Here is a 22,297-nt window from a genome sequence, read left to right as displayed (position 1 = left end):
CTCGGTTTTCCGGGCTTATGCTACCGCCCAGAGTCGGGTTGCCCAGACAGTTCCGCTCCGTACAGCGAAAGGTCTACCCCATGTTAGGTAAGAGATCCACCGTCTCCCTCGCGGTCGCCGGGCTGCTGGTCGCCGCGGGCTGCGGCGGAGACACCGAGGCATCCGAGGGTGGCGGTGGCACGCTCACCCTCGGCGCGATCGTAGCCCCCGCGACGTTTGACCCATCCGGCAGCGAGTGGGGCAACCGTGCCCCCTACTACCAGGCCGTCTTCGACACTCTTCTGCTCGCCGGTTCGTCCGGGGAGATCGAGCCCTTCCTCGCCACCGACTGGTCGTACAACGACGACGGCACGGAGCTGACCCTCACCCTGCGTGAGGATGTCGAGTTCACCGACGGTTCGGCGCTGACCGCCGAGGTCGTCAAGCAGAACCTTGAGCGGTTCCAGACTGGAGACTCACCCGACGCCGGCTACCTCGCCGGGGTCGAGGAGATCGAGGCCGTGGCAGAACACACCGTGGAGATCCGCATGGCGGCCCCGGACCCGGCCTTCCTGAACTACCTCACCCGCGACGCCGGTCTGGTGGCCAGCGCCGAGTCCTTCGACAGCCCGGACATCGACACCCACCCGATCGGTTCCGGCCCCTACCTGCTCGACCCTGGCGCGACCGTCACCGGCACGAGCTACGTCTACACCCGGAACCCTGACTACTGGAACCCCGATGTCCAGCACTACGACGAACTCATCATCCGGGTCTTCGAGGAGCCGACGGCTGCGCTCAACGCGCTGCGGGCGGGCGAGGCGAACGGCGTCAAGCTGGTCAACAACGACAACCTGGCCGAGGTTGAGGCGGCGGGCTGGACGATCGAGGCCAACGAGCTCGACTTCCACGGACTCCTTCTGCTGGACCGCGAGGGGACGATGAACGAGGCGCTCGGCGACGTCCGGGTGCGGCAGGCGCTCAACTACGCCTTCGATCGGGAGGCGATGCTAACGGCGCTGCAGGACGGCAACGGCAACATCACCACGCAGGTGTTCCCGCCCGCCTCCGAGGCGTTCGACCCGGAGCTGGACAGCGCCTACCCCTACGACCCGGAGCGGGCCCGCGAACTGCTCGACGAGGCGGGTTACGCCGATGGGCTCACCCTGTCGATGCCGACTTCGGCGGTGCTGGGATCGACCACTTTCACCCTGGTGGAGCAGCAGCTCACCGACATCGGGGTCACCGTGGAGTACACCGACCCGGGCTCCGACTACATCGCCGAGCTGCTGGCGCCGAACTTCCCACTGGCGTACATGGCGCTGGAGCAGAACCCCGACTGGCAGCTTGCCCAGTTCATGATCGCGCCGAGCGCGGTCTTCAACCCGTTCGGGGCCGAGGACCCCGCCATCGACTCGTTCCTTGAGCGGATCCAGTTCGGCGACGAGCAGGAGCAGGCGGTCGCTGCTCGGGAGCTCAACGCTTACCTGGTCGAACAGGCCTGGTTCGCGCCGCTCTACCGGGTCCAGGGCAGCTACGCCGTCGACCCGGACACGACCGTGGAGATGCTGCCGACCAACGCGTACCCCTCGATCTACGACATCCGGCCGAACAGCTAACCACCCCCCGGTCCGCCCGTTTCCCCTGGCGGGCGGACCGGGCCCGGATCCTCATCCCGAGGAGGGCCATCCCTTGTTCCGATTCATCCTGCGCCGGTTAGTCGCGGGCGCCGTCCTGCTCTTCGTCATCACCACCGTGGCGTACACCCTGCTCTACGCTGGCGGTGGGGACATCGCCCGCCGGCTGCTCGGCCAGAACGCCACCCAGGAACAGGTCGAACGCAGAGCCGCCGACCTGGGCCTGGACCGGCCACTGTGGGAGCAGTACGCCGACTGGCTCGCCGGAGCGGCCTCCGGCGACCTGGGCCGATCCTGGTTCACCGGCCAACTGGTCGCCACCGGCGTCACCAGTAGGCTGGCGGTCACCCTTTCGCTCGTTCTCGGGGCGACGTTGATCGCGGCGGTGCTGGCGGTCGTGCTCGGTGTCCTGGCGGCGGTACGGGGCGGCTGGGTCGACCGGTTCGTGCAGTTCTTCTCCGTACTCGGGTTCGCGATCCCGGGCTTCCTGATCGCACTCGGCCTGGTCCTGGTCTTCGCGATCAATCTGGGCCTGTTCCGGGCGACCGGCTACGTACCCCTGTCGAGCTCGGTCACCGGCTGGCTGGCCTCGGTCACGCTGCCGGTGATCGCGCTGTCGATCAGCGCCATCGCGGCGGTGGCGCAACAGGTCCGGGGTTCGGTCCTCGACGCGCTGCGCCGCGACTACGTCCGGACCCTGCGTAGCCGCGGGCTCAGCTTCCGTCGCGTGGTCTACAAGCACGTGCTGCGCAACGCTGGCGGACCCGCGCTGTCGGTGCTCGCGGTCCAGTTCATCGGCCTGCTGGGCGGCGCGGTGATCGTGGAGCAGGTCTTCGCGATTCCCGGGCTGGGTCAGCTCGCGGTCTCGGCGACGACCGCCGGTGACATTCCCGTCGTCATGGGGGTGGTGCTGGCCAGCGCGATCATCGTGGTCGCCGTCAACCTGGCGATCGACCTCCTGCAGGCGTTCCTCAACCCGAAGGTGAGGCTGTCGTGAGCAGCGCCGATCCGAGTGTGGTCAACCCACCGGCCGCCGCCCCGATCGTCCGGGGGTCGCTGCTGCGCCGGCTGGTCGGCAATCCGACGGCGGTGATCGCGCTCGGGTTCCTCGCGGTGGTCGCGGTGGTGGCGGTCCTCGGCGCCCGACTGGCACCGTACGACCCTAACCACGCGTCGTTGCAGCGGATCCTGCGCTCGCCGGGCGGGGAGCACCTGCTCGGCACCGACGGCTCCGGCCGTGATGTCTTCTCCCGGCTGCTCGCCGCTACCCAGATCAGCGTGGCTGCGGCGCTGCTCGCGCTCGGGGTCGCGCTGGTCCTCGGCGTCGCGGGCGGCCTGCTCGCCGGCTACTACGGAGGCTGGTTCGACACCGTCTCGTCCTGGCTCACCAGCCTGATCATGGCGCTGCCGGGGATTGTCATCCTGCTCGCCGCGCGGGCGGTGGTGGGACCGTCGGTGTGGATGGCGATGGCGATCTTCGGAGTGCTGCTCTCGCCGGCCTTCTTCCGGTTGGTGTACGCCGCGGTCACGGCGGTGCGCAACGAGCTGTACGTGGACGCCGCCCGCGTCTCCGGGCTCAGCGACGCCCGCATCATCGGCCGGCACATCCTGGTCGTCGTCCGGGCGCCGATCATCATCCAGTCCGCGATCGTCACCGGCATCGCGATCGCGATCCAGTCCGGACTGGAGTTCCTGGGCCTCGGGGACCTCTCGGTGCCGACCTGGGGCAGCATGCTCAACGAGGGTTTCCAGAACATCTATCGGGAACCGATGCTGATGCTGTGGCCGTCGCTGGCCATCGGCCTGACCACGATCGCGCTGGCGCTGCTGGCAAACGCTATGCGCGACGCGCTCGAACGGGTCGGTGTCCGTCCGCAGCGTCGCCGGTCCCCGGCGGCGACCGCGGCTCCGGCAGCGGCTGCGACTCCGGTGGCGGCGGGTGAAGCGCCGGTGGCGCATCCGGCGGACCCGGCGGAGCGGGAACCTGGCACCCCGCCGCTGCTGCGGATCACCGGGCTGCGGATCGGCTACGACCAGCCGGACGGCAGCGTGGTCGAGGTCCTCCACGGGATCGACCTGGAGGTCGGCCGCGGTGAGGTGCACGGCCTGGTCGGCGAGTCGGGGTCGGGCAAGACCCAGACCGCCTTCGGCGTGCTCGGCCTGCTCTCCGACGGCGGCCGGGTGCTCGATGGGTCGATCCAGCTAGACGGGGTCGAGCTGGCCGGCGCCGGGGAGCGGGAGTACGTCCGGGTCCGTGGCCGCACGATCGCCTACGTACCGCAGGAGCCCATGAGCAACCTCGACCCGGGCTTCACCATCGGCAGCCAGTTGGTGGAGCCGCTTCGGGTGACTCTGGGGATGTCGAAGCGGGCGGCCACTGCCCACGCGCTGGAGCTGCTCCACCGGGTCGGGATTCCGGAGCCGCGGCGCACCTTCGCGGCGTACGCGCACGAGATCTCCGGTGGGATGGCCCAGCGGGTGCTCATCGCCGGCGCTGTCGCCACGGATCCACAGCTGCTCATCGCCGACGAACCAACCACCGCGCTCGACGTCACGGTGCAGGCCGAGGTGCTCGACCTGCTGCGGGACCTGCAGGCCGAACGGCAGATGGCGATGCTGCTGGTGACCCACAACTTCGGCGTGGTGGCAGACCTCTGCGACCAGGTCTCGGTGATGCAGGCGGGCCAGATCGTGGAGACCGGACCGGTGCGGGCGATCTTCCACGAGGCCGCGCACCCCTACACCAGCTCGCTGCTGGCGGCGATCCTGGACGGCGGCGAGGCGCGTGGCCCGCTGGCCGCCACCGACCCGAAGGACGGTGCCCGATGACCGAGCCCCTGCTCGACATCCGCGATCTCACGGTCGCGTACCCCGGTAAGGGGTTCCGGGCCCCCGGCATCAGAATCCTTGATGGAGTGTCGCTCGACATCCGGGCGGGTGAGACCGTCGCGCTGGTCGGCGAGTCAGGCTCGGGAAAGACCACCCTGGGCCGCGCGGTGCTGGGGCTGGCGCCGGTCACCGGTGGGCAGATCGAGTACCGCGGGCGGGACATTGTCCACCTGTCCCGCCGGCAGCGGCGGTCACTGAGCAGTGAGATCCAGGTGGTCTTCCAGGACCCTTACAGTTCCCTGAATCCGGCGATGACCGTCACCCAGATCCTCACCGAGCCACTTACTGCCCGTGGGGTCGCCCGGGACACGGCCCGCGGCCGGGTGGCGGAGCTGCTCGACCAGGTGCATCTGCCCGCCGACGCCGGCCGGCGCCTGCCGCGGGAGTTCAGCGGCGGGCAGCGGCAGCGCATCGCCATCGCCCGGGCGCTCGCGCTGGACCCGGCGCTGATCGTCTGCGACGAACCGGTCTCCGCGCTGGACCTGTCCACCCAGGCCCGGGTGCTCGACCTGCTGATCGAGATCCAGCAGCGCACCGGCGTGGCGTACCTGTTCATCTCGCACGATCTCGCGGTGGTGCGGCACATCAGTCACCGGGTAGCGGTCATGTACCGGGGCGAGATCGTCGAGTGGGGAGACGGGGACCAGGTGACGTCCGAGCCCGAGCACCCCTACACCCAGCGGCTGTTCATGGCGATCCCGGTGCCGGACCCGGACGAGCAGGCACAGCGCCGCGCCGACCGGCACCGGCTGGTGGCCGTGCAGGCGGAGGCGGACGAGCAGGCCGGCGCCGGTTTCGGGGTCACCGACCAGTGGGAGTATTCATGACCGACAACGATGGAGCGCGGCTGCCGGCCGGGTTCGTGTGGGGGGTGGCAACCGCCGCCTACCAGATCGAGGGCGCGGTGGCCGAGGGTGGTCGTGGCCCCAGTATCTGGGACACCTTTGTGCGCCAACCGGACGCCATTTTTCACGGCGACGACGCCGACCGCGCCTGCGACCACTACCACCGCTGGGAGTCCGATCTGGACTTGATGGCCGAGCTTGGTATCCCGGCGTACCGGCTGTCGCTGTCCTGGGCACGGTTGCAGCCGGCCGGGTCGGGTCCGCTGAACCCCGAGGGCGTCGAGTTCTACCGGACACTGATCGCCGGCTGCCGGGCCCGCGGCATCGAGCCCTACGTCACGCTCTACCACTGGGACCTGCCGCAGCCACTGCAGGACGCCGGCGGCTGGCCGGATCGGGCTACCGCACAGCGATTCGGCGAGTACGCCGCGCTCGTCGCCGACGAGCTCGGCGACCTCGCCGAATACTGGATCACCATCAACGAGCCCTGGTGCGCAGCCTTCCTCGGCCACGCCTGGGGGATGCAGGCGCCCGGACATGCCGATGAGACTGAGGCGGTCCGGGCGGCGCACCATCTGCTGCTGGCGCACGGGCTGGCGCTGGCGGGCTTCCGTCAGCGGCGGCCTGCGGCCAAGGTCGGTATTACCAACATCGTCAGTAACCTGGCGCCGGTCACCGACTCGCCCGCGGATGTCCGGGCCACCGCCACCGTTGACGTCCGGATGAACCGGCTGTTTCTCGAACCGGTCTACCGTGGCCGGTACGGCGCGGAGGTGGTGGCGGAATTCGGTGGCCACGGGCTCACCGACGACGAGACCGGCGACGGGCTGGTCCGCCCCGGTGACCTCGCGCTGATCGCCGCCCCCACCGACTTCGTCGGGATCAACCATTACACCAACACCCGGATCCAGCACGACCCGGCGGTGGCCGGTGGGGTCCGGATGATCCAGGTCGCGCCGACACCGACCACTTTCGGCTGGTCGGACACGCCCGACGCGCTGCGGGAGGTGCTGCTGCGGGTCGCCCGCGACTACTCCCCGCTGCCGATCTACGTCACCGAGAACGGCGCCACCTTCGCCGACTACCCGACCCCCGACGGCGAGGTCCGCGACCCGGAACGGGTCCGTTATCTCGCCGGCTACACCGCCGCGGTCGCCGAGGCGGTGGCCGCTGGCGCGGATGTCCGCGGCTACTTCGCCTGGTCGTTCCTGGACAACTTTGAATGGTCGCACGGTTATTCGAAGCGGTTCGGCCTGGTCTACGTCGACTATCCCAGCCAGCGGCGGATCCCGAAACAGAGCGCCTACTGGTATCGCGACTTCATCGCCCACCACCGGACTGGAAGGAACCCATGACTCCGCTATCGACCCGCCTGACCGACCTGCTCGCCCAGCTGAGCCTCGAGGAGAAGGTGCAGCTCGTCTCCGGGGCGGACTTCTGGTCGACCGTCCCGATCGAACGGATCGGGCTGCGGGCCATGGTGCTCTCCGACGGGCCCGCGGGCGTCCGCGGCGCCCGGTGGGACGAGCGGGAGCCGTCGCTCAACCTGCCCTCGGCCACCGCCCTAGCCTCCTCATGGGACATCGAGCTGACCCGCCGGTACGGGGCGGTGGCGGCGGCGGAGGCCCGGCGCAAGGGCGTCGACGTGGTGCTCGGTCCGACGATCAATCTGCACCGCTCCCCGCTGGGCGGCCGGCACTTCGAGGCGTTCAGCGAGGATCCGGGGCTGACCGGCGAGCTCGCCGCGGCGTACGTGAGCGGGCTGCAGGCGGGCGGCGTCGCCGCCACCCCGAAGCACTACGTCGGCAACGATTCGGAGACCGACCGGCTCACGGTCGACGTACGGGTAGACGACCGGACCCTGCGGGAGGTCTACCTGGCGCCGTTCGAGCTGGCGGTCAAGGCCGGCGCATGGGCGATCATGAGTGCCTACAACTCGGTCAACGGGGTTACGATGACCGAGCACGACCTGCTCAGCTCTCCACTGGGTGACGAGTGGGGCTTCGACGGAGTCGTGGTCAGCGACTGGACCGCGGTGCGCAGCCTCGCCGCCGCCTCCGCCGCGCAGGATCTCGCCATGCCCGGGCCCGCGGGGGCGTGGAGCGAGAAGCTGCTGGCGGCGGTCCGGGAGGGCCAGGTATCAGAGTCCGATCTGGACCGCAAGGTGCTGCGGCTGCTCACGCTGGCGCACCGGGTGGGCGCGCTCGACGGTTCGGCTCCGGCGCAGCCGGCGCGGTTCGACGGCGTCGCCTTCGCCCGGCAGGCCGCGGTCGACGGCAGCGTGCTGCTGCGCAACCGCGACGAGCTGCCGTGGGACGCCGAGCGGCTGCGCCGGGTTGCGGTGATCGGGCACAACGCGGAGGTGGCGCGCACCCAGGGTGGAGGCAGCGCGACCGTGGTGCCGGAACGGGTGATCACCCCGCTGGACGGGATCCGGGCGGCCCTGCCCGACGCCGATGTGGCGTACGCGATCGGGGCGATCGTGCAGGAGGGGGTCGCTGAGTTGCCGCTCTCCCAGCTGCGTGACCCGGAGACCGGTGAGCCGGGACTGCTGGTGAGCTTCCTGGACGTCGAGGGCAACGAACTACTCCGGGAGCACCGCCGGTCGAGCGCGCTGGTCTGGCTCGGTGGCGACGCCCCGATCGGCGAGTCCCGCCGACTGGTGCTGCGGACCACCTATCTGCCGGAGACGACCGAGGAGGTCCGGCTCGGGTTCGCCAGCGCTCGCAGCGGCCGGGTGTACCTCGACGGCGAGCTGCGGCTGGCGGAGACCCCGCAGGTCGACGGAACCGATCTGGGCGCGGCGCTGCTCTCGCCGCCGTCGGAGACGGTGCCGGTCTCGTTCACCGCGGACGTCCCGGTGGAGATCACGGCAGAATTCGATCTGACCGGGAGCGGCTCGCTGCTGGACCGCGCGCTGTCGGTGACTCTCGGGCTAGCGCCGCCGTCGACCGACCCGGACGCGCTCATCGCCGAGGCGGTGGCGGCCGCCGCGGCCGCCGAGGTGGCGGTGGTGGTGGTCGGCACCAACTCCCGGGTGGAGTCGGAGGGCTACGACCGCAGTGACCTTTCGCTGCCGGGGCGCCAGGACGACCTGGTACGGGCGGTGGCCGCCGCCAACCCGCGAACGGTCGTGGTGGTGAACGCTGGAGCACCGGTGCTGCTGCCGTGGCGGAATCAGGTGGCGGCGATCCTGGTCACCTACTTCGGCGGGCAGGAGTGTGGCACGGCGCTGGCGGACCTGTTGCTCGGAGCCGCCGAGCCAGGCGGTCGGCTGCCCACCACCTGGCCCGCCACGATGGCGGACGTGCCGGTCCTGAACGTCACCCCGCGCGACGGTGCGCTCGACTACACCGAAGGCATCCACATCGGATATCGCGCCTGGCTCCGGTCGGGCATCGAACCGGCGTACCCGTTCGGTTTCGGGTTGGGCTACACCGGCTGGCGGTTCGAGACCGCGCAGGTCGAGGGTGATCCGTCGACCGGTGACGCGGTGGTCCGGGTGGTGGTGACCAACACCGGCCAGCGGGCGGGCAAGCAGGTGGTGCAGGTGTACGCCGAGCGGGCGGACTCGGCGGTCGACCGGCCGGTGCGCTGGCTGGTCGGGTTCGCGCCGGTCTGGGCGGCGGGCGGTGCGGCGACCGAGGTGGCGATCCCGCTGCCGGCGCGCGCCTTCGCGCACTGGGACGGTGGCTGGCGCCACGAGCCCGGAGAGTTCCGGCTACGGATCGGCAGCTCGGTGGTGGAGCTGCCGCTGGAGACGACGATCGAGGTGAAGCCGTGACCGGATTCCACAATCCGGCGGTCGCCGGCTTCCATCCCGACCCCAGCGTGTGCCGGGCGGGCGACGACTACTACCTCGCCTGCTCCAGCTTCGAGTACTTTCCCGGCATCCCGATCTTCCACAGTCGAGACCTGGTGCGCTGGGAGTTGATCGGACACGTCGTTGACCGGCCCGGTCAGCTCGCCCTGGCGATGGTGCCGACCCTGGGCGGTGCCTGGGCGCCGACCCTCCGGTTCCATGCGGGACGGTTCTGGGTGGTGGTCACCGACGCGATGGGCCGGGGGAGCCTGCTCTTCACCGCCGATGACCCGGCGGGTCCGTGGACGGACGGCGTGCTGCTGCCGGAGGTCGTCGGCATCGACCCGGATCTTGCCTGGGATGCCGAGGGCAGCTGCTACGTCACCTTCTCGGGCCTGCAGCTGGACACCGGCGAACACCACGGAATTCTGCAGGTGCGGATCGACCCGGTCACCGGCCGGGCGCTGACGGAGCCCCGGCGGCTGTGGTCGGGAACCGGTTTGATGTTCCCGGAAGCACCACACCTGTATGAGATCGACGGCACCTGGTATCTGCTGATCGCCGAGGGCGGAACCGAGCGGGGCCACGCGGTCAGCGTGGCCCGCGCGCCCCACCCGGCCGGCCCGTTCGAGGGTTGCCCGACCAACCCGGTGCTGAGCGCCCGCAGCACCGACCGGCCGGTGCAGAACACCGGCCACGGCGACCTGATCCGCACCCCCGACGGCAGCTGGGCACTGTTGCTGCTCGGCATGCGACCTCGGGGGCTGACCCGGGCGTTCTCGCCGATGGGCCGGGAGACGTTCATCACCGGCGTGACGTGGGTCGACGGGTGGCCGTTGCCGGAGCCGGTGGTGCTCGCCCCCCACCCCGACCCGGTGCTGCTCCGCGATGACTTCGACCGGCCGCGGCTGGCGCCGGAGTGGGTGTCGGTCCGCACTCCGGCCGCGGACTGGTCGTCATTGTCGGCCCGTCCGGGTTGGCTGGTGCTCACCGGTGACGGGTCTACCATGGATGATCCGAGGCCGCGGTTCGTGGGCCGGCGACAGCAGCACCCGGTCGCACGATTCTCGGCCCGGGTGGACGCCGGCGCCGGCGCCGGCGGGCTCAGCCTCCGCATCGACGAAGATCACCACTACGATATCGAGGTGGCCGCGGGCACTGTCCGGGCGCAGGCCCGGGTCGGGCCGCTGCACCAGACCTGGCAACGAATGGTCCCGCCGGGGCCGGTGCTGCTCCAGATCGAGGTCGGCCCGCCCCCCAGGCGTGCCCTCGGGCCCGACGTGGTGCGGCTGAGCGTGGATCCGGGCACCGGCATCCAGGAGGTGGCGGCGCTGGACGGCCGGTACGTCTCGGCGGAGACCGCCGCCGCCTTCACCGGCCGGGTGGTGGGGATGTACGCGAGCGAGGGCGAGGTCGGGTTCGACTGGTTTCACTACGAGGGGAGCGACACGTGACCACGCCGAGGTGCCGGGTCATCAGCGACAACGACTACGCCGGCGACCCGGACGGGTTGGTGCAGTTGGCGCATCTTCTCCTGTCGCCGTCGGCGCAGGTCCGGGCGGTGATCGGCTCCCATCTTGCGGTCGACGATCCGTTCGGCTCGAACGCAGGGGACTCGGCGGCCCGCGCCTATCAGCGGGTGCAGGAGGTGCTCGACCTGGTGGGGATGGCCGGCCAGGTGCCCACCTACCAGGGGACCGAGCTGCCGCTGGTGGACACCGACACGCCGCGGGAGTCGGCGGCCGCGGACGCGATCATCGAGGAGGCGATGCGCACCGACACCGACCTGCCGCTGTTTGCGACCTTCGGCGGCGGGCTGACTGAGCTGGCGAGCGCCTACCTGCGCGAGCCGCGGATCGCCGACCGGATGACCGCGATCTGGATCGGCGGCCCGGAGTACCCGGAGCTGGCGGTCCCGCCGCCCGGGGCGCTGCACCCCGAGTACAACCTGAACATCGACGTCGCGGCGGCGCAGGTCGTGTTCGACTCGCCGATTCCGCTGTGGCAGGTGCCGCGGGACGCTTACCGGCAGGTGCTGGTCGGGATGGCGGAGCTGCGCGCCGGTGTCGCTCCGGCGGGTCGACTCGGCCGGTACCTCTTCGACCGGATCAACGACGCGGTCGCCAAGGTCGAGGCGCACGGCCACCGGATGGGGGAGACCTTCGTGCTCGGCGACAACCCGCTGGTGTTGCTGACCGCTTTGCAGTCCGCGTTCGAACCCGACCCTTCCTCCAGCCAGTACGTGCTCCGGCCGGCGCCCCGGATCACCGACGACGGCAGCTACGAGCACCGCGACGACGGGCGAACCATTCGGGTCTACACCCGGCTCGACCTGCGTCTACTGGTCGGCGATCTGTTCGCCAAGCTCTCGCTTCAGTAAGGCGGCCCGTGCAACGGGCGGTCGAGCTGTCCATCGTCGCCCCTGCCCCGCTTGGCGCAAGTCCATGCGGCGCTGAATGGACATGCGTCCGCGGGTCGGCTAGCATCATCCGCACCGTGAACGCACGGTCATTTGACTCTGAATGGATATGCCCTTGCTTCGTCCCGACCCGCCAGCCATCAGCGAGTGGCGCGCTGCCCGCGAGCGCATCCGGTCCGCCCCCGCGGATCACGCCGAGGCGCTCCTGCGCGACCACGCCCGGGCCGCCCGGGCCTCGGTGGTCCGCATGATCGACCGCGCCGGCGCCGGCCACGTCGGCGGCGACCTCTCGGTCACCGACATCCTGACCACCCTGTACTTCGCCGTCCTCGACATCGACCCGGCCGCGCCGGCCGACCCGGAGCGCGACTGCTTCGTCCTCAGCAAGGGGCACTCTGCCGCCGCTCTCTACTCGACGCTCGCCGCGGCCGGATACTTCCCCCGACGCGAGCTCGACACGTTCATGGCCCCCGGCTCCGCGCTCAACGGTCACCCCGCCCGGCAGAAGGTCCCCGGCGTGGTGACCAGCACCGGTCCGCTCGGCCACGGCCTGCCGGTGGCGGTCGGGACCGCGATCGCGGCGAAGCTCCGGCGGTCACCGGCGCGCACCTACGTCGTCACCGGCGACGGCGAACTGCAGGAGGGGAGCAACTGGGAGGCGGCCATGTCCGCCGCACACGCCGGCCTCGACAACCTCGCCCTCATCGTCGACCGCAACCGCCTGCAACAGGGCGCCCGTACCGAGCAGACCAACCGGCTCGACCCGCTGGACGAGAAGTTCACGAGCTTCGGCTGGGAGGTGCGGACGGTGGACGGCCACCATTACGGCCAGCTCCGCGACGCCTGCACCGCGCCCTCGGCGCGGCCGGTGGCCATCATCGCCGACACCGTCAAAGGTAAGGGTGTCTCCTTCATGGAGGACCGGGTGGAGTGGCACCACAAGGTGCCCGACGTCGACCAGGTACGCCAGGCGCTCGCCGAGCTGGCGGGGGTCCGCGCATGAGCGGCTCGACGGTGGTCTCACCCGCCCCGGTCTTCGACAACCGGGTCGCCTTCGCCGAGACGCTGCTGGAGCTCGCCGCCTCCGACGACCGGATCGTCGCCGTCTGCAACGACTCGGTCGGCTCCAGCAACCTCGGCGGTTTCCGCTCCGCCTACCCCGACCGTTTGATCAACGTCGGCATCGCCGAGCAGAACATGGTGGGCGTGGGGGCGGGCCTCGCCGCCCGGGGGCTGATCCCGTTCGTCTGCGGCGCCTCGCCGTTCCTGACCGGCCGCGCGCTCGAACAGATCAAAGCGGACGTGGTGTACAGCGGCCACAACGTGATCCTGTGCGGGATGAGCCCGGGCATGGCCTACGGGGAGCTGGGCCCCACCCACCACTCGGTGGAGGACCTGAGCTGGCTGCGGGCGCTGCCTGGCCTCGACATCGTCGTCCCGGCCGACGCCGGACAGACCCGGCTCGCGGTGCGGCAGGCGGCCGGGCAGCCGCGACCCACCTTCATCCGGGTCGGCCGGCACAAGGTCCCGGACGTGTCGGCCGGCGCCCCGGTACTCGAACGCGGCCGCTTCTCGGTGGCGCGCGACGGTGAGGACCTCACCGTGATCGCCACCGGCACCCTGGTCTCCCGGGCGGTCGCCGCCGCCGACGCCCTGCACCACCAGGGCCTGTCGGTGCGGGTACTCAACGCCGCCTACATCGCACCGCTCGACGTGGCCGCGATCGCCTCGGCCGCGCGGGAGACCAACGGGATAATCACCGCCGAGGAGGCGAACGTGTCTGGGGGCCTCGGCGCGGCCGTCGCCGCCGTGACCGCACAGCTCGACACCGGCTCACGGGTGCCGATGCGCATTCTCGGCCTGCGCGAGTTCGCACCGACCGGGGGGACCGACTACCTGCTCGACCACTTCGGACTAAACCGCGACGGCATCATCGCCGCGGCCCGGGAGCTGGTCTCGGGATGATCCCGAGCACCGGCCACGTGCTCGCCGTCGACCAGGGCACGAGTTCGACCAAGGCGATCGCGCTCGACGCGCAGGGCCGGGTCGTCGCCCGGGAGTCGGTGCCGGTCGCCCAGCGCTACCCGCGCCCCGGCTGGGTGGAGCAGGACCCGGTCGAGATCGCCGACGGCGTACGCACGGTGCTCGCCCGGCTCGCCGCCCGGCTACCCGGGCCGGTGGCGGGGGTAGGGCTCAGCACCCAGCGCGAGTCGGTCACCCTGTGGGAGACCGCCGGCCACACCGCGGTCGCGCCGCTGCTGAGCTGGCAGGACCGCCGGACCGCCGGGGCCGCGGCCACGCTCGCCCGGTACGCCGACGAGGTGCGCTCGGTGACCGGGCTGCCGCTGGACCCGATGTTCTCCGCCCTCAAACTCCGCTGGCTGCTCGACGCGGCCGACCGGTCCCGGCCGCTCACCGCCGGCACCGTCGACGCGTGGCTGCTCGCCCAGCTCACCGGCGCGCGCCGGGTGGAGCTGGGCAACGCCAGCCGGACCCAGCTGCTCGATATCGAGTCGGCGGCGTGGAGCGGGCGGATGCTCGAGATCTTCGGCATCCCGGCCGAGGTGTTGCCGGAGGTGGTGGTCTCGACCGCGCACTCCGACCCGATCCGGCAGCTCCCGGGGCTCGAAGGGGTGCCGGTCACCGCGGTGCTCGCGGACTCCCACGCCTCCCTGTTCGCCCACGGGCCGGGCCGGTCGCCGGCGGTGAAGGTCACCTACGGCACCGGGTCCAGTGTGATCGGCACCGGAGCGGGCGAGGACCGCTCCGGCCCGCTGGTGCGCACCATCGCCTGGGCCGCGCCGGACCCGCTGCATGCATTCGAGGGGAACATCCTCTCCTCGGGGAGCACCCTGACCTGGCTCGCCCGGCTGCTGAACCTGACGCCGGCCGACCTGGCGGCGCGGGCCCGGCCCTCGGCGGAGCCCGGTGGGCCCGACCTCGTACCCGCCTTCGCGGGCCTGGGCGCACCATGGTGGGACCCTGCCGCGACCGGGACCATCTCCGGGCTCACCCTGGACACCGACGTCGCCCAGCTCGCCTGGGCGGCTCTGGAGTCGATCGCGCTGCAGGTGGAGGACGTGCTCCGGGCCGCCGCGCTGCCGACTGACCTGCCGATCCTGGCCGACGGCGGCGGGGCGGCCAACCCCCGACTGATGCAGTTGCAGGCGGACCTGAGCCAGCGCACCGTGTGGCGCAGCGACACCGCGGAGCTCTCCGCGGTCGGCGCGGCACACCTGGCCGGGCTGTCCGCCGGGGTGTGGGACGACGAGCAGCTGCTCCGGCTCCCGCGCCCGCACACCCCCTTCCATCCAAAGCGCAGCGCCGAGGCGGCCGCGGCGCGGATCGCCCGGTGGCACGACGCCCTCGCGCGAGCGCGACTTCGGCCGCCCGATCGTCACGGACCAGAGGAGCAGTAGATGAGCGAGCAGATCTTCGGAGCCGGGATCTGGCACTTCGCCACGTACGTCGACCGCTACGCGACGGACGGCTACGGCGAGCCCCGCACAGTGCTCGACGCCATCCGGCTCGCCGGCCAGGTGCGCGATCTGTCGGTCGTCGACCTCAACTACCCGTTCTTCGGCGGGGACTTCAGCACCGCCGATGTCCGGGCCGAACTCGACCGGGCCGGCCTCGGCGTCATCGGGATCACCCCCGAGATCTACACCCGGGTGTTCCGGAAGGGCTCCTTCACCAACCCCGACCCCGGCGTACGGGCGCTCGCCCATGAGCTCGTCACCGAGGCCGCGGGTGTGGTGCGCGAGTTCGGCGCCGACTATGTGAAGCTCTGGCCGGGGCAGGACGGCTGGGACTACCCCTTCCAGGTGGACCACGGCGCGTTGTGGAAGTTGTCGCTCGACGGCGTCGGGCAGCTCGCCAGTGAGCACCCCGATCTGCGGTTCGTCATCGAGTACAAGCCGCGCGAGCCGCGGGTCCACATGAGCTTCGACTCGGTGGCGCGGACCCTGCTCGGCATCGAGCGGATCGGTCTGCCCAACGTCGGCATCCTGCTCGACTTCGGCCACGCGCTGTTCGGTGGCGAGTCACCGGCCGACGCCGCCCAGCTCGCCATCGACTATGGCCGGCTCTTCGGCATGGACGTCAACGACAATCTGCGGGGCTGGGACGACGACATGGTCGCCGGTACGATCCACCCCACGGAGCTGTTCGAGTTCTTCTGGGTGCTGGAGAAGAACGGCTGGCACGGGGCGTGGCAACTCGACCAGTTCCCGTTCCGGGAGGACAGCGTCGAGGCGGCAAACCTCGCGATCGACTTCCTGAAGCGGGTCCAGGCCGGGCTCTCCCGCCTGGACCGCGCGGCGCTCGCCGAGGCGCAGGCGAATCACGACGCTCTCACCGCGCTCGCCATCGCGCAGGCCGCACTCTACGGATAGCTAGACTGTCCGGCGCAGGGGTGTTCACCGAAGGGCGGGCGTGTGGTCGACAATCAGTCCCATCGTCCACCGGCGGTCGAGCGCCTCGGCATGCTGGCGAAGGTGGCGCGCATGTATCACGAGCACGGCCTGCGCCAGCCGGAGATCGCGGCGCGGCTGCACCTGTCGCAGTCGCGGGTCTCGAGGATGCTCAAGCAGGCGACCGAGGTCGGGATCGTGCGGACGGTGGTGGTCCCGCCGCTCGGTGTCCACGTCGACCTCGAGGACGCGATCCAGGAGCGTTACGGACTCACCGACGTGGTCATCGTCGAGGTGCCCGGGGAGGGCGACGCCGCCCTGCTGGCCGCCCTCGGCAGGGCCGGCGGGAGCTATCTGGAGGCCACCCTCACCGGCTCCGACCGGATCGGGATCTCGTCCTGGTCGGCCACCCTGCTCTCGACCGTCGACTCGATGCAGCCCCGCAGCGTGCGCAGCGCGGTCGAGGTGGTGCAGTTGATCGGCGGCGTGGGGTCGGCCAACGTCCAGGTCCAGGCCACCCACCTCGCCGACCGGCTCGCCCAGGTCACCGGCGCCGACGTGAAGTTCCTCCCGACTCCCGGGGTGGTGGCGTCCACACAGATCCGCGACGCGCTGCTCGCGGACCCGGCCATCGCCGACGTCGCCAGCCGGTGGGACACGCTCACGGTCGGCCTGGTCGGGGTCGGCAGCCTGGAGCCGTCGCCGCTGCTCGAATCCTCCGGCAACGTGGCGCCGCGCGCCGACCGCGACGCGCTGCGCGCGGTCGGCGCGGTCGGCGACGTGTGCCTGAGATTCTTCGACGCCGACGGGGGGCTCGTCGACGCGGGCCTGCACGACCGGGTCGTCGGCATCGGCAGCGAGGCGCTGCGCCGGATCCCCCGCATCGTCGCCATCGCCGGTGGAGCGCGCAAGCTGACTGCGATCCGCGCGGCCGCGGCCGGCGGCTGGATCCATGTGCTCGTCACCGATCTCGCGACCGGGCGGGCACTGCTGGAGCCGCCGCCGGCGGGGTAGCGCCGGACGTGCCCGCGGCGGGTTCGGCGGGATCCGCTACGCCGCGGGGGCATCCTCACCCTCGGCGGAGCCCAGCAGCTGCCCCAGGCAGTCCCGCAGCGCCTCACCGCCGGGTCGCCCGCCACCCCAGGTCAGCGCCGCGACCGCGGCCTCGGCCGGCCGGTCGAGGTAGCGGCCCAGGGCAGCCGCGACTCCGGGCTCGTCGGTCGCCACCCCGGCGGCCACCGCGGCGGCGACGAACTGGGTCCAGCCCGGTTCATGGTCCATCAGGTCCCGGACGGTCGCTGCGGAGGACAGCGCGGGCGCCGCCGGGGTCGGATCGGCCACCCGCCACTCGTGCGCACCATGCCCCACCCGGACCGGGTCCGGTGCGCCGGGGACGTGGACGGTGGCGTGCGTGCCGACCGGCACCCGTACCCGCAACGTCAGCTGGCCGTCGCCGCGCTCCCAGTCGACCGCCGCCTCCCCGTACGGGGTGAGATGGCGCGCACCGGCCGACTGGAGCCATCGTCCGGGGACCGGCCGGACCAGCAGCTCCCGGTAGCCGGACGCGGCCGGGGCCAACCCCGCCACCCGCCGGTGTAGCCAGTCGGCGACCGCGCCGAGAGCATAGTGGTTGAACGAGGTCATCTCGCCCGGGTTGATGCTCCCGTCGGGCAGCATGCTGTCCCACCGTTCCCACACCGTGGTGGCCCCCATGGTCACCGGATACAGCCAGGACGGGCACCCGGTCTGGGCCAGCAACCGGTACGCCACGTCCACGTGCCCGGTGTCGGTCAGCGCATCGGCCACCAGCGGAGTACCGACGAACCCGGTGCTGATCCGGAAGCCGGCCCGGCGCACCAGGTCGGCCAGGCGGGCGCCGGCACGCGCCCGCAACGCCTGCGGCATCAGGTCCCAGACCAGCGCCAGTGCGTATGCGGTCGGGGTGTCGCTGAGGACCCGGCCGCCCGGGGTCAGGTACTCGGCAACGAACGCTTCCCGTACCTCCGCCGCCAGCTCGGCGTACCGGGCGGCGACATCGGGCTCGCCGAGCAGCTCGGCGGCCTCGGCGACGATCGAGGCGGAGCGCGCCAGGTGGGCGGTGGCGATCACGTCCGGGTCGGTGCGGGCCTGGAACGGCGCGTCCGGCGGGGCGGTGGGATCGAGCCAGTCACCGAACTGGAATCCGCCGGCCCAGACCCGTCGCGGGCCGGCCAGGGCAGCGACCCGGTCCACCCAGGCACGCATACTCGGCAGCTGCCGGGCGAGTAAGCCCAGGTCGCCGGTGCGTTGGTAGAGCTGCCACGGCACGATGGTGGCGGCGTCGCCCCAGGCCGCCGCCGGCTGGCTGAAGGGGAGGATATCCGGCACCACGAACGGCACGGTGCCGTCCGGGTACTGGTCCGCGGCGAGGTCGGCCAGCCACGACGACAGGAATCCGGCCGCGTCGAAGAGAAAACTGGCGCTGGGGGAGAAGACCTGGATGTCGCCGGTCCACCCCAGCCGTTCGTCCCGCTGTGGACAGTCGGTGGGCAGGTCGAGGAAGTTGCCGCGTGCGCTCCACACCACGTTCTCGTGGAACCGGTCGAGCAGCGGCTCGGACGATTCGAACCAGCCGGTCCGGCGCAGGTCGCTACCGAGGACCACCGCGGTGATGTCGTCAGCGGAGAGCTCGGTCACCCCGATCACCTCGGCGTACCGGAAGCCGTGGCAGGTCAGGGTCGGCTCCAGCACCACCTCGTCCGGGCCGGCGAGGAGATAGCTGTCGGTGGCCCGGGCGGTCCGTAGCGGACGTACCCCCAGCTCGCCGTCCTCGAGTACCTCCGCGTGCCGGACCACGATCTCGTGCCCCGATTGGTGGCCGCGGACCCGCAGCCGGACCCAGCCGACCAGATTCTGTCCGAAGTCGACAAGGGTGGCCCCGGACGGCGACCGGAACACCTGCTCGGCCGGCAAGGTCTGGGTGACCCGGACCGGCGGCCCTTCCGGCGCCACCAGCGCATCGAGGTCGCCCGGCACCTCCTCGACCGGACCTTCCGGGGCGGTGCGCGTGGCTAGCCGCAGGTCGGTGCGCTGCCCGTCATAGAGATCGTCGGCGAGCACCTCGCTCTCGTAGGCGGTCCAGGAGCCGTCGGTGGCGAGCACGTGGACGGCGCCGTCGGCGGTGGTCACCTCCAGCTGGGCGAGCAGCGCGAGCCGGTCACCGTAGCGGGCGCGCTCGCCGAGGAAGCCCAACCGGCCGCGGTGCCAGCCGTTGCCCAGCAGCACCGCCAGCTGGTTGTCGCCCGGCCGGAGCAGGCCGGTCACGTCGTAGGTCTGGTACCGCAGCCGGTGCCGGTAGCTGGTCCAGCCCGGCGCCAGCACCTCGTCGGTCACCGGCTGGCCGTTGAGCTCGGCCCGGTAACAGCCGTGGGCGGTGGCGTAGAGCCGTGCCCGTACCACCTCGGCGGGGACGGTCAGGGTGCCGCGCAGGATCGGAGCCGGCCGGTCCAGGCCGCCGATGCCCTGGGGGCTCACGAATCGGGCCCGCCAGTCGGCCGGTGCGAGCAGCCCGGTCTCTACTGTGGCCGGGTCGCTCCAGTCGGTCCAGGTCTCGCCGCTGCGTACCCGTACCCGGACGGTGGCCGACTCGCGGGAGGTCAGCGGCGGCCCGGGCCACGGTACGAGCACCTGGTCGGGGGAGTCGACCCGGAACCGTTGCGGCGACTGGCCGGCCCGGGTCATCTCGATCTCGTACCCGTCCTGCCGGAAGTCGGGTGGGAGCTCCGCCGATTCGGTGGGTGAGAGCTGCCACGACAGCCGGGGCGCGCGGGCGCCGGTGCCGAGCACCGGCCCGGCGCCGGTGTGGTGCTCGAACCGGGGCGGGGTGGGGGTGGCTGCGGTCAGTGGCATGGATGTCCCTCACTCGCGGGTATGAAACGTTTCAAGCATACCCTGGCGAGCGCCGTGGCCAGGTCAGTGGGACCACCGATCCTGGTCACCGACCTGGATCCGGCTCGGACCGCCCGTCGGGTTACAGCGCGGCCGAGAGCGCCTTCACCGGCATCTTCAGATCTGTCAGCAGCTCCAGATCCTGGGTGGCGGGGCGGCCGAGCGTGGTGAGGTAGTTCCCGACGATCACGGCGTTGACGCCGCCCAGCAGGCCGTCCCGGGTGCCCAGGTCGCCCAGGGTGATCTCCCGGCCGCCGGCGTACCGCAGGATGGTGCGGGGCAGCGCCAGCCGGAAGGCGGCGATCGCCCGCAAGGCGTCCTTCGGGTCCAGCACCGGCTGCTCCGAGAGCGGCGTGCCGGGGCGGGGGTTGAGGAAGTTCAGCGGCACCTCATGCGGGTCGAGTTCGGCCAGCTGGGCGGCGAACTCCGCCCGCTGCTCGACGCTCTCGCCGAGGCCGAGGATGCCGCCGCAGCAGACCTCCATACCCGACTCCCGGACCATCCGCAGGGTGTCCCACCGCTCCTCCCAGCTGTGGGTGGTGACCACCTCGGGGAAGTGGGAGCGGGCGGTTTCCAGGTTGTGGTTGTACCGGTGGACGCCGATCGCCACCAGCTCGTCGACCTGGTCCTGGGTGAGCATGCCGACCGAGGCGGCCACCTGGATGTCCACCGCGTCATGGATCGCCTTCACGCCGTCGCGTAGCTGCGCCATCAGCCGGTCGTCCGGCCCGCGGACAGCGGCGACGATGCAGAACTCGGTGGCGCCGGTGGCCGCGGTCTGCTTCGCCGCCTCGACCAGCGACGGGATGTCCAGCCACACTGCCCGGACCGGGGAGCTGAACAGGCCGGACTGGGAACAGAAATGGCAATCTTCTGGGCAGCCACCGGTCTTGAGGGAGATGATCCCTTCGACCTCGACCTCCGGGCCGCACCAGCGCATCCGGACCTCGTGGGCCAGTTCCAGCGCCGCCGGCACCCGATCATCGGGGAGCCGCAACACCTCCAGCACCGAGGCCTCGTCCAGCCCGGTGCCCTGCTCCAGGACCTGCGTACGCGCGTGATCAAGGACGTCTGGCATGCCCGCAGCCTACCGGCCGCCCGCCGGGTGGGCACACCACCACCGAGGTCGGGCGGTCAAGTAACGTACGTAGCGCCCCGTACCCGACGCCGGCGCGCGATGAGGAGTGGAGATGACCTCGGCTTTCCCCGCCCGCCGTAGCCGCCGGTGGTGGTTGCGGTGACGATCTGGCTGCAGCGACTGGAGCGGCGGGCCACGCTGCGAGCCCGGGCCGGGCTGACCCGGCATCTGCGCCCCCGGCGCTCGGCCGAGGAGGTCATCGACCTGGCCGGCAACGATTACCTGGGGCTGTCGCGGCACCCGGAGGTGGTGGCGGCGGCGATCGACGGGCTCACCGGGTACGGGTTGGGCGCCACCGGCTCCCGGTTGGTACGCGGAACCACTGAGCTGCACACCGCGCTGGAGGCGGACCTGGCCGGTTGGCTCGGGGCCGAACAGGCGCTGGTCTACTCGTCGGGATATCTGGCGAACCTGGGGGCCTTGACGGCGTTGGCTCAGCCCAAGGCGGTCTTCATCCTTGATCAACACGCGCACGCCTCGCTGGTGGACGGCTGCCGGTTGGCCGGCGCCGAGACGGTGGTGACGCCGCACTGCGACCTGGCCGCGGTGGTGACGGCGCTGGCGGAGGCGGCCGGGCGGCCCACCGTGGTGGTGACCGAGTCGGTCTTCTCGGTCGATGGTGACGCCGCGCCGTTGTCCGCGCTGCACCAGGCGGCCCGCGAGCACGGGGCGCTGCTGCTGATCGACGACGCGCATGGGCTGGGGGTGCTGGGCCCGGCCGGAGCGGGCGGTGCGGCGGCGGCTGGGCTGGCCGGTGAACGCGACGTGGTCGTGACCGCCACCCTGTCGAAGGCGTTGGGCGCCGCCGGGGGCGTGGTGGCCGGGCCGGCGGCGTGGATCCGGCACCTGATCGAGACCGGCCGGACCTTCATCTACGACACCGCGCTGGCACCCCCGGTGGTGGCCGGTGCCCGTACCGCCCTGCGGTTGGCCCGGAAGGACGACGCCCGGCGGGACGAATTGCGGCAGCGGGCGGGGCACGCCGCCGAGCGGCTGCGCGGCGCCGGGTTGCCGACCACGGTGCCCGCCGCCGGGGTGGTGTCGGTCGAGGCCGCGGACGCCGAGTCGGCCTCGGCCTGGGCGGCGGCCTGCCGGGAGCGCGGCGTGTCGGTGGGATGTTTCCGGCCGCCCTCCACACCCGATCACCGGTCGCGGCTGCGGCTGACCGTGAACGCGAGCCTCTCGGCGGCGGAGTTCGACGCCGCCCTCGATGTGATTGTGGCGTGCGCCCCGTGAGCCGGGACGACCC

The 22,297-nt window shown here is 71.8% G+C and carries 16 protein-coding genes; 14 read left to right on the top strand and 2 right to left on the bottom strand.

Annotated features, from left to right (window positions below):
* Window positions 1-80 precede the first annotated feature (80 nt).
* The 13 genes from JQS43_RS14540 to JQS43_RS14480 all read left to right on the top strand — a co-directional run bounded on the left by JQS43_RS14540 (window position 81) and on the right by JQS43_RS14480 (window position 16,997).
* Window positions 81-1,598, top strand: a complete 1,518-nt coding sequence (locus JQS43_RS14540; RefSeq protein ID WP_239674925.1) for an ABC transporter substrate-binding protein — start codon at window positions 81-83, stop codon at window positions 1,596-1,598.
* A 73-nt stretch (window positions 1,599-1,671) separates the two neighbouring features.
* A complete protein-coding gene (locus JQS43_RS14535) occupies window positions 1,672-2,613 on the top strand; it encodes an ABC transporter permease (RefSeq protein ID WP_239674924.1) in 942 nt (313 codons plus the stop codon).
* Entirely contained in the window at window positions 2,610-4,445 is a 1,836-nt protein-coding gene (locus JQS43_RS14530) for a dipeptide/oligopeptide/nickel ABC transporter permease/ATP-binding protein (RefSeq protein WP_239674923.1), read from the top strand. Before JQS43_RS14535 ends, JQS43_RS14530 begins: the two co-directional genes overlap by 4 nt.
* A complete protein-coding gene (locus JQS43_RS14525; RefSeq protein ID WP_239674922.1) occupies window positions 4,442-5,332 on the top strand; it encodes an ATP-binding cassette domain-containing protein in 891 nt (296 codons plus the stop codon). The genes JQS43_RS14530 and JQS43_RS14525 overlap by 4 nt, the downstream gene beginning before the upstream one ends.
* Entirely contained in the window at window positions 5,329-6,705 is a 1,377-nt protein-coding gene (locus tag JQS43_RS14520; protein WP_239674921.1) for a GH1 family beta-glucosidase, read from the top strand. Before JQS43_RS14525 ends, JQS43_RS14520 begins: the two co-directional genes overlap by 4 nt.
* Window positions 6,702-9,134, top strand: a complete 2,433-nt coding sequence (locus tag JQS43_RS14515; RefSeq protein ID WP_239674920.1) for a beta-glucosidase — start codon at window positions 6,702-6,704, stop codon at window positions 9,132-9,134. Before JQS43_RS14520 ends, JQS43_RS14515 begins: the two co-directional genes overlap by 4 nt.
* Window positions 9,131-10,606, top strand: coding sequence for a glycoside hydrolase family 43 protein (locus JQS43_RS14510; RefSeq protein WP_239674919.1), 1,476 nt, complete (start codon window positions 9,131-9,133; stop codon window positions 10,604-10,606). The genes JQS43_RS14515 and JQS43_RS14510 overlap by 4 nt, the downstream gene beginning before the upstream one ends.
* Entirely contained in the window at window positions 10,603-11,532 is a 930-nt protein-coding gene (locus JQS43_RS14505) for a nucleoside hydrolase (protein WP_239674918.1), read from the top strand. The genes JQS43_RS14510 and JQS43_RS14505 overlap by 4 nt, the downstream gene beginning before the upstream one ends.
* Window positions 11,533-11,680: 148 nt before the next feature.
* Complete coding sequence (locus tag JQS43_RS14500) at window positions 11,681-12,574, top strand: transketolase (protein ID WP_239674917.1); 894 nt, start codon at window positions 11,681-11,683, stop codon at window positions 12,572-12,574.
* On the top strand, window positions 12,571-13,536 hold the full coding sequence (locus tag JQS43_RS14495) for a transketolase family protein (RefSeq protein ID WP_239674916.1): 966 nt from the start codon (window positions 12,571-12,573) through the stop codon (window positions 13,534-13,536). Before JQS43_RS14500 ends, JQS43_RS14495 begins: the two co-directional genes overlap by 4 nt.
* A complete protein-coding gene (locus tag JQS43_RS14490; RefSeq protein WP_239674915.1) occupies window positions 13,533-14,990 on the top strand; it encodes an FGGY family carbohydrate kinase in 1,458 nt (485 codons plus the stop codon). The genes JQS43_RS14495 and JQS43_RS14490 overlap by 4 nt, the downstream gene beginning before the upstream one ends.
* Window positions 14,991-15,965, top strand: coding sequence for a sugar phosphate isomerase/epimerase family protein (locus JQS43_RS14485; RefSeq protein WP_239674914.1), 975 nt, complete (start codon window positions 14,991-14,993; stop codon window positions 15,963-15,965).
* A 111-nt stretch (window positions 15,966-16,076) separates the two neighbouring features.
* Window positions 16,077-16,997, top strand: a complete 921-nt coding sequence (locus JQS43_RS14480; RefSeq protein WP_239674913.1) for a sugar-binding transcriptional regulator — start codon at window positions 16,077-16,079, stop codon at window positions 16,995-16,997.
* Window positions 16,998-17,033: 36 nt separating this feature from the next.
* Here the strand turns inward: JQS43_RS14480 and JQS43_RS14475 are convergent, their stop codons facing one another.
* On the bottom strand, window positions 17,034-19,871 hold the full coding sequence (locus JQS43_RS14475; protein WP_239674912.1) for a glycoside hydrolase family 78 protein: 2,838 nt from the start codon (window positions 19,869-19,871) through the stop codon (window positions 17,034-17,036).
* Between the two features lie 121 nt (window positions 19,872-19,992).
* Window positions 19,993-20,988 (bottom strand): biotin synthase BioB, encoded by a 996-nt coding sequence (gene bioB, locus JQS43_RS14470; protein WP_239674911.1) that lies wholly within the window; start codon window positions 20,986-20,988, stop codon window positions 19,993-19,995.
* 159 nt (window positions 20,989-21,147) lie between these two features.
* On the opposite strand from bioB, the gene JQS43_RS14465 reads away from it, so the two are divergent.
* On the top strand, window positions 21,148-22,284 hold the full coding sequence (locus JQS43_RS14465; protein WP_239674910.1) for an 8-amino-7-oxononanoate synthase: 1,137 nt from the start codon (window positions 21,148-21,150) through the stop codon (window positions 22,282-22,284).
* Window positions 22,285-22,297 lie beyond the last annotated feature (13 nt).

The organism is Natronosporangium hydrolyticum (genome assembly GCF_016925615.1).
Taxonomy (GTDB): domain Bacteria; phylum Actinomycetota; class Actinomycetes; order Mycobacteriales; family Micromonosporaceae; genus Natronosporangium; species Natronosporangium hydrolyticum.
This window is presented reverse-complemented; position numbering and strand designations above follow the sequence as displayed.

What these genes read in the sequence shown, in the direction of transcription:
- JQS43_RS14500 (WP_239674917.1), top strand. Translation starts at nt 11,681, where the DNA reads ATGCCCTTGCTTCGTCCCGACCCGCCAGCCATCAGCGAGTGGCGCGCT.
- JQS43_RS14540 (WP_239674925.1), top strand. Translation starts at nt 81, where the DNA reads ATGTTAGGTAAGAGATCCACCGTCTCCCTCGCGGTCGCCGGGCTGCTG.
- JQS43_RS14485 (WP_239674914.1), top strand. Translation starts at nt 14,991, where the DNA reads ATGAGCGAGCAGATCTTCGGAGCCGGGATCTGGCACTTCGCCACGTAC.
- bioB (WP_239674911.1), bottom strand. Translation starts at nt 20,988, where the DNA reads ATGCCAGACGTCCTTGATCACGCGCGTACGCAGGTCCTGGAGCAGGGC.
- JQS43_RS14475 (WP_239674912.1), bottom strand. Translation starts at nt 19,871, where the DNA reads ATGCCACTGACCGCAGCCACCCCCACCCCGCCCCGGTTCGAGCACCAC.
- JQS43_RS14515 (WP_239674920.1), top strand. Translation starts at nt 6,702, where the DNA reads ATGACTCCGCTATCGACCCGCCTGACCGACCTGCTCGCCCAGCTGAGC.
- JQS43_RS14495 (WP_239674916.1), top strand. Translation starts at nt 12,571, where the DNA reads ATGAGCGGCTCGACGGTGGTCTCACCCGCCCCGGTCTTCGACAACCGG.
- JQS43_RS14480 (WP_239674913.1), top strand. Translation starts at nt 16,077, where the DNA reads ATGTATCACGAGCACGGCCTGCGCCAGCCGGAGATCGCGGCGCGGCTG.
- JQS43_RS14520 (WP_239674921.1), top strand. Translation starts at nt 5,329, where the DNA reads ATGACCGACAACGATGGAGCGCGGCTGCCGGCCGGGTTCGTGTGGGGG.
- JQS43_RS14490 (WP_239674915.1), top strand. Translation starts at nt 13,533, where the DNA reads ATGATCCCGAGCACCGGCCACGTGCTCGCCGTCGACCAGGGCACGAGT.
- JQS43_RS14525 (WP_239674922.1), top strand. Translation starts at nt 4,442, where the DNA reads ATGACCGAGCCCCTGCTCGACATCCGCGATCTCACGGTCGCGTACCCC.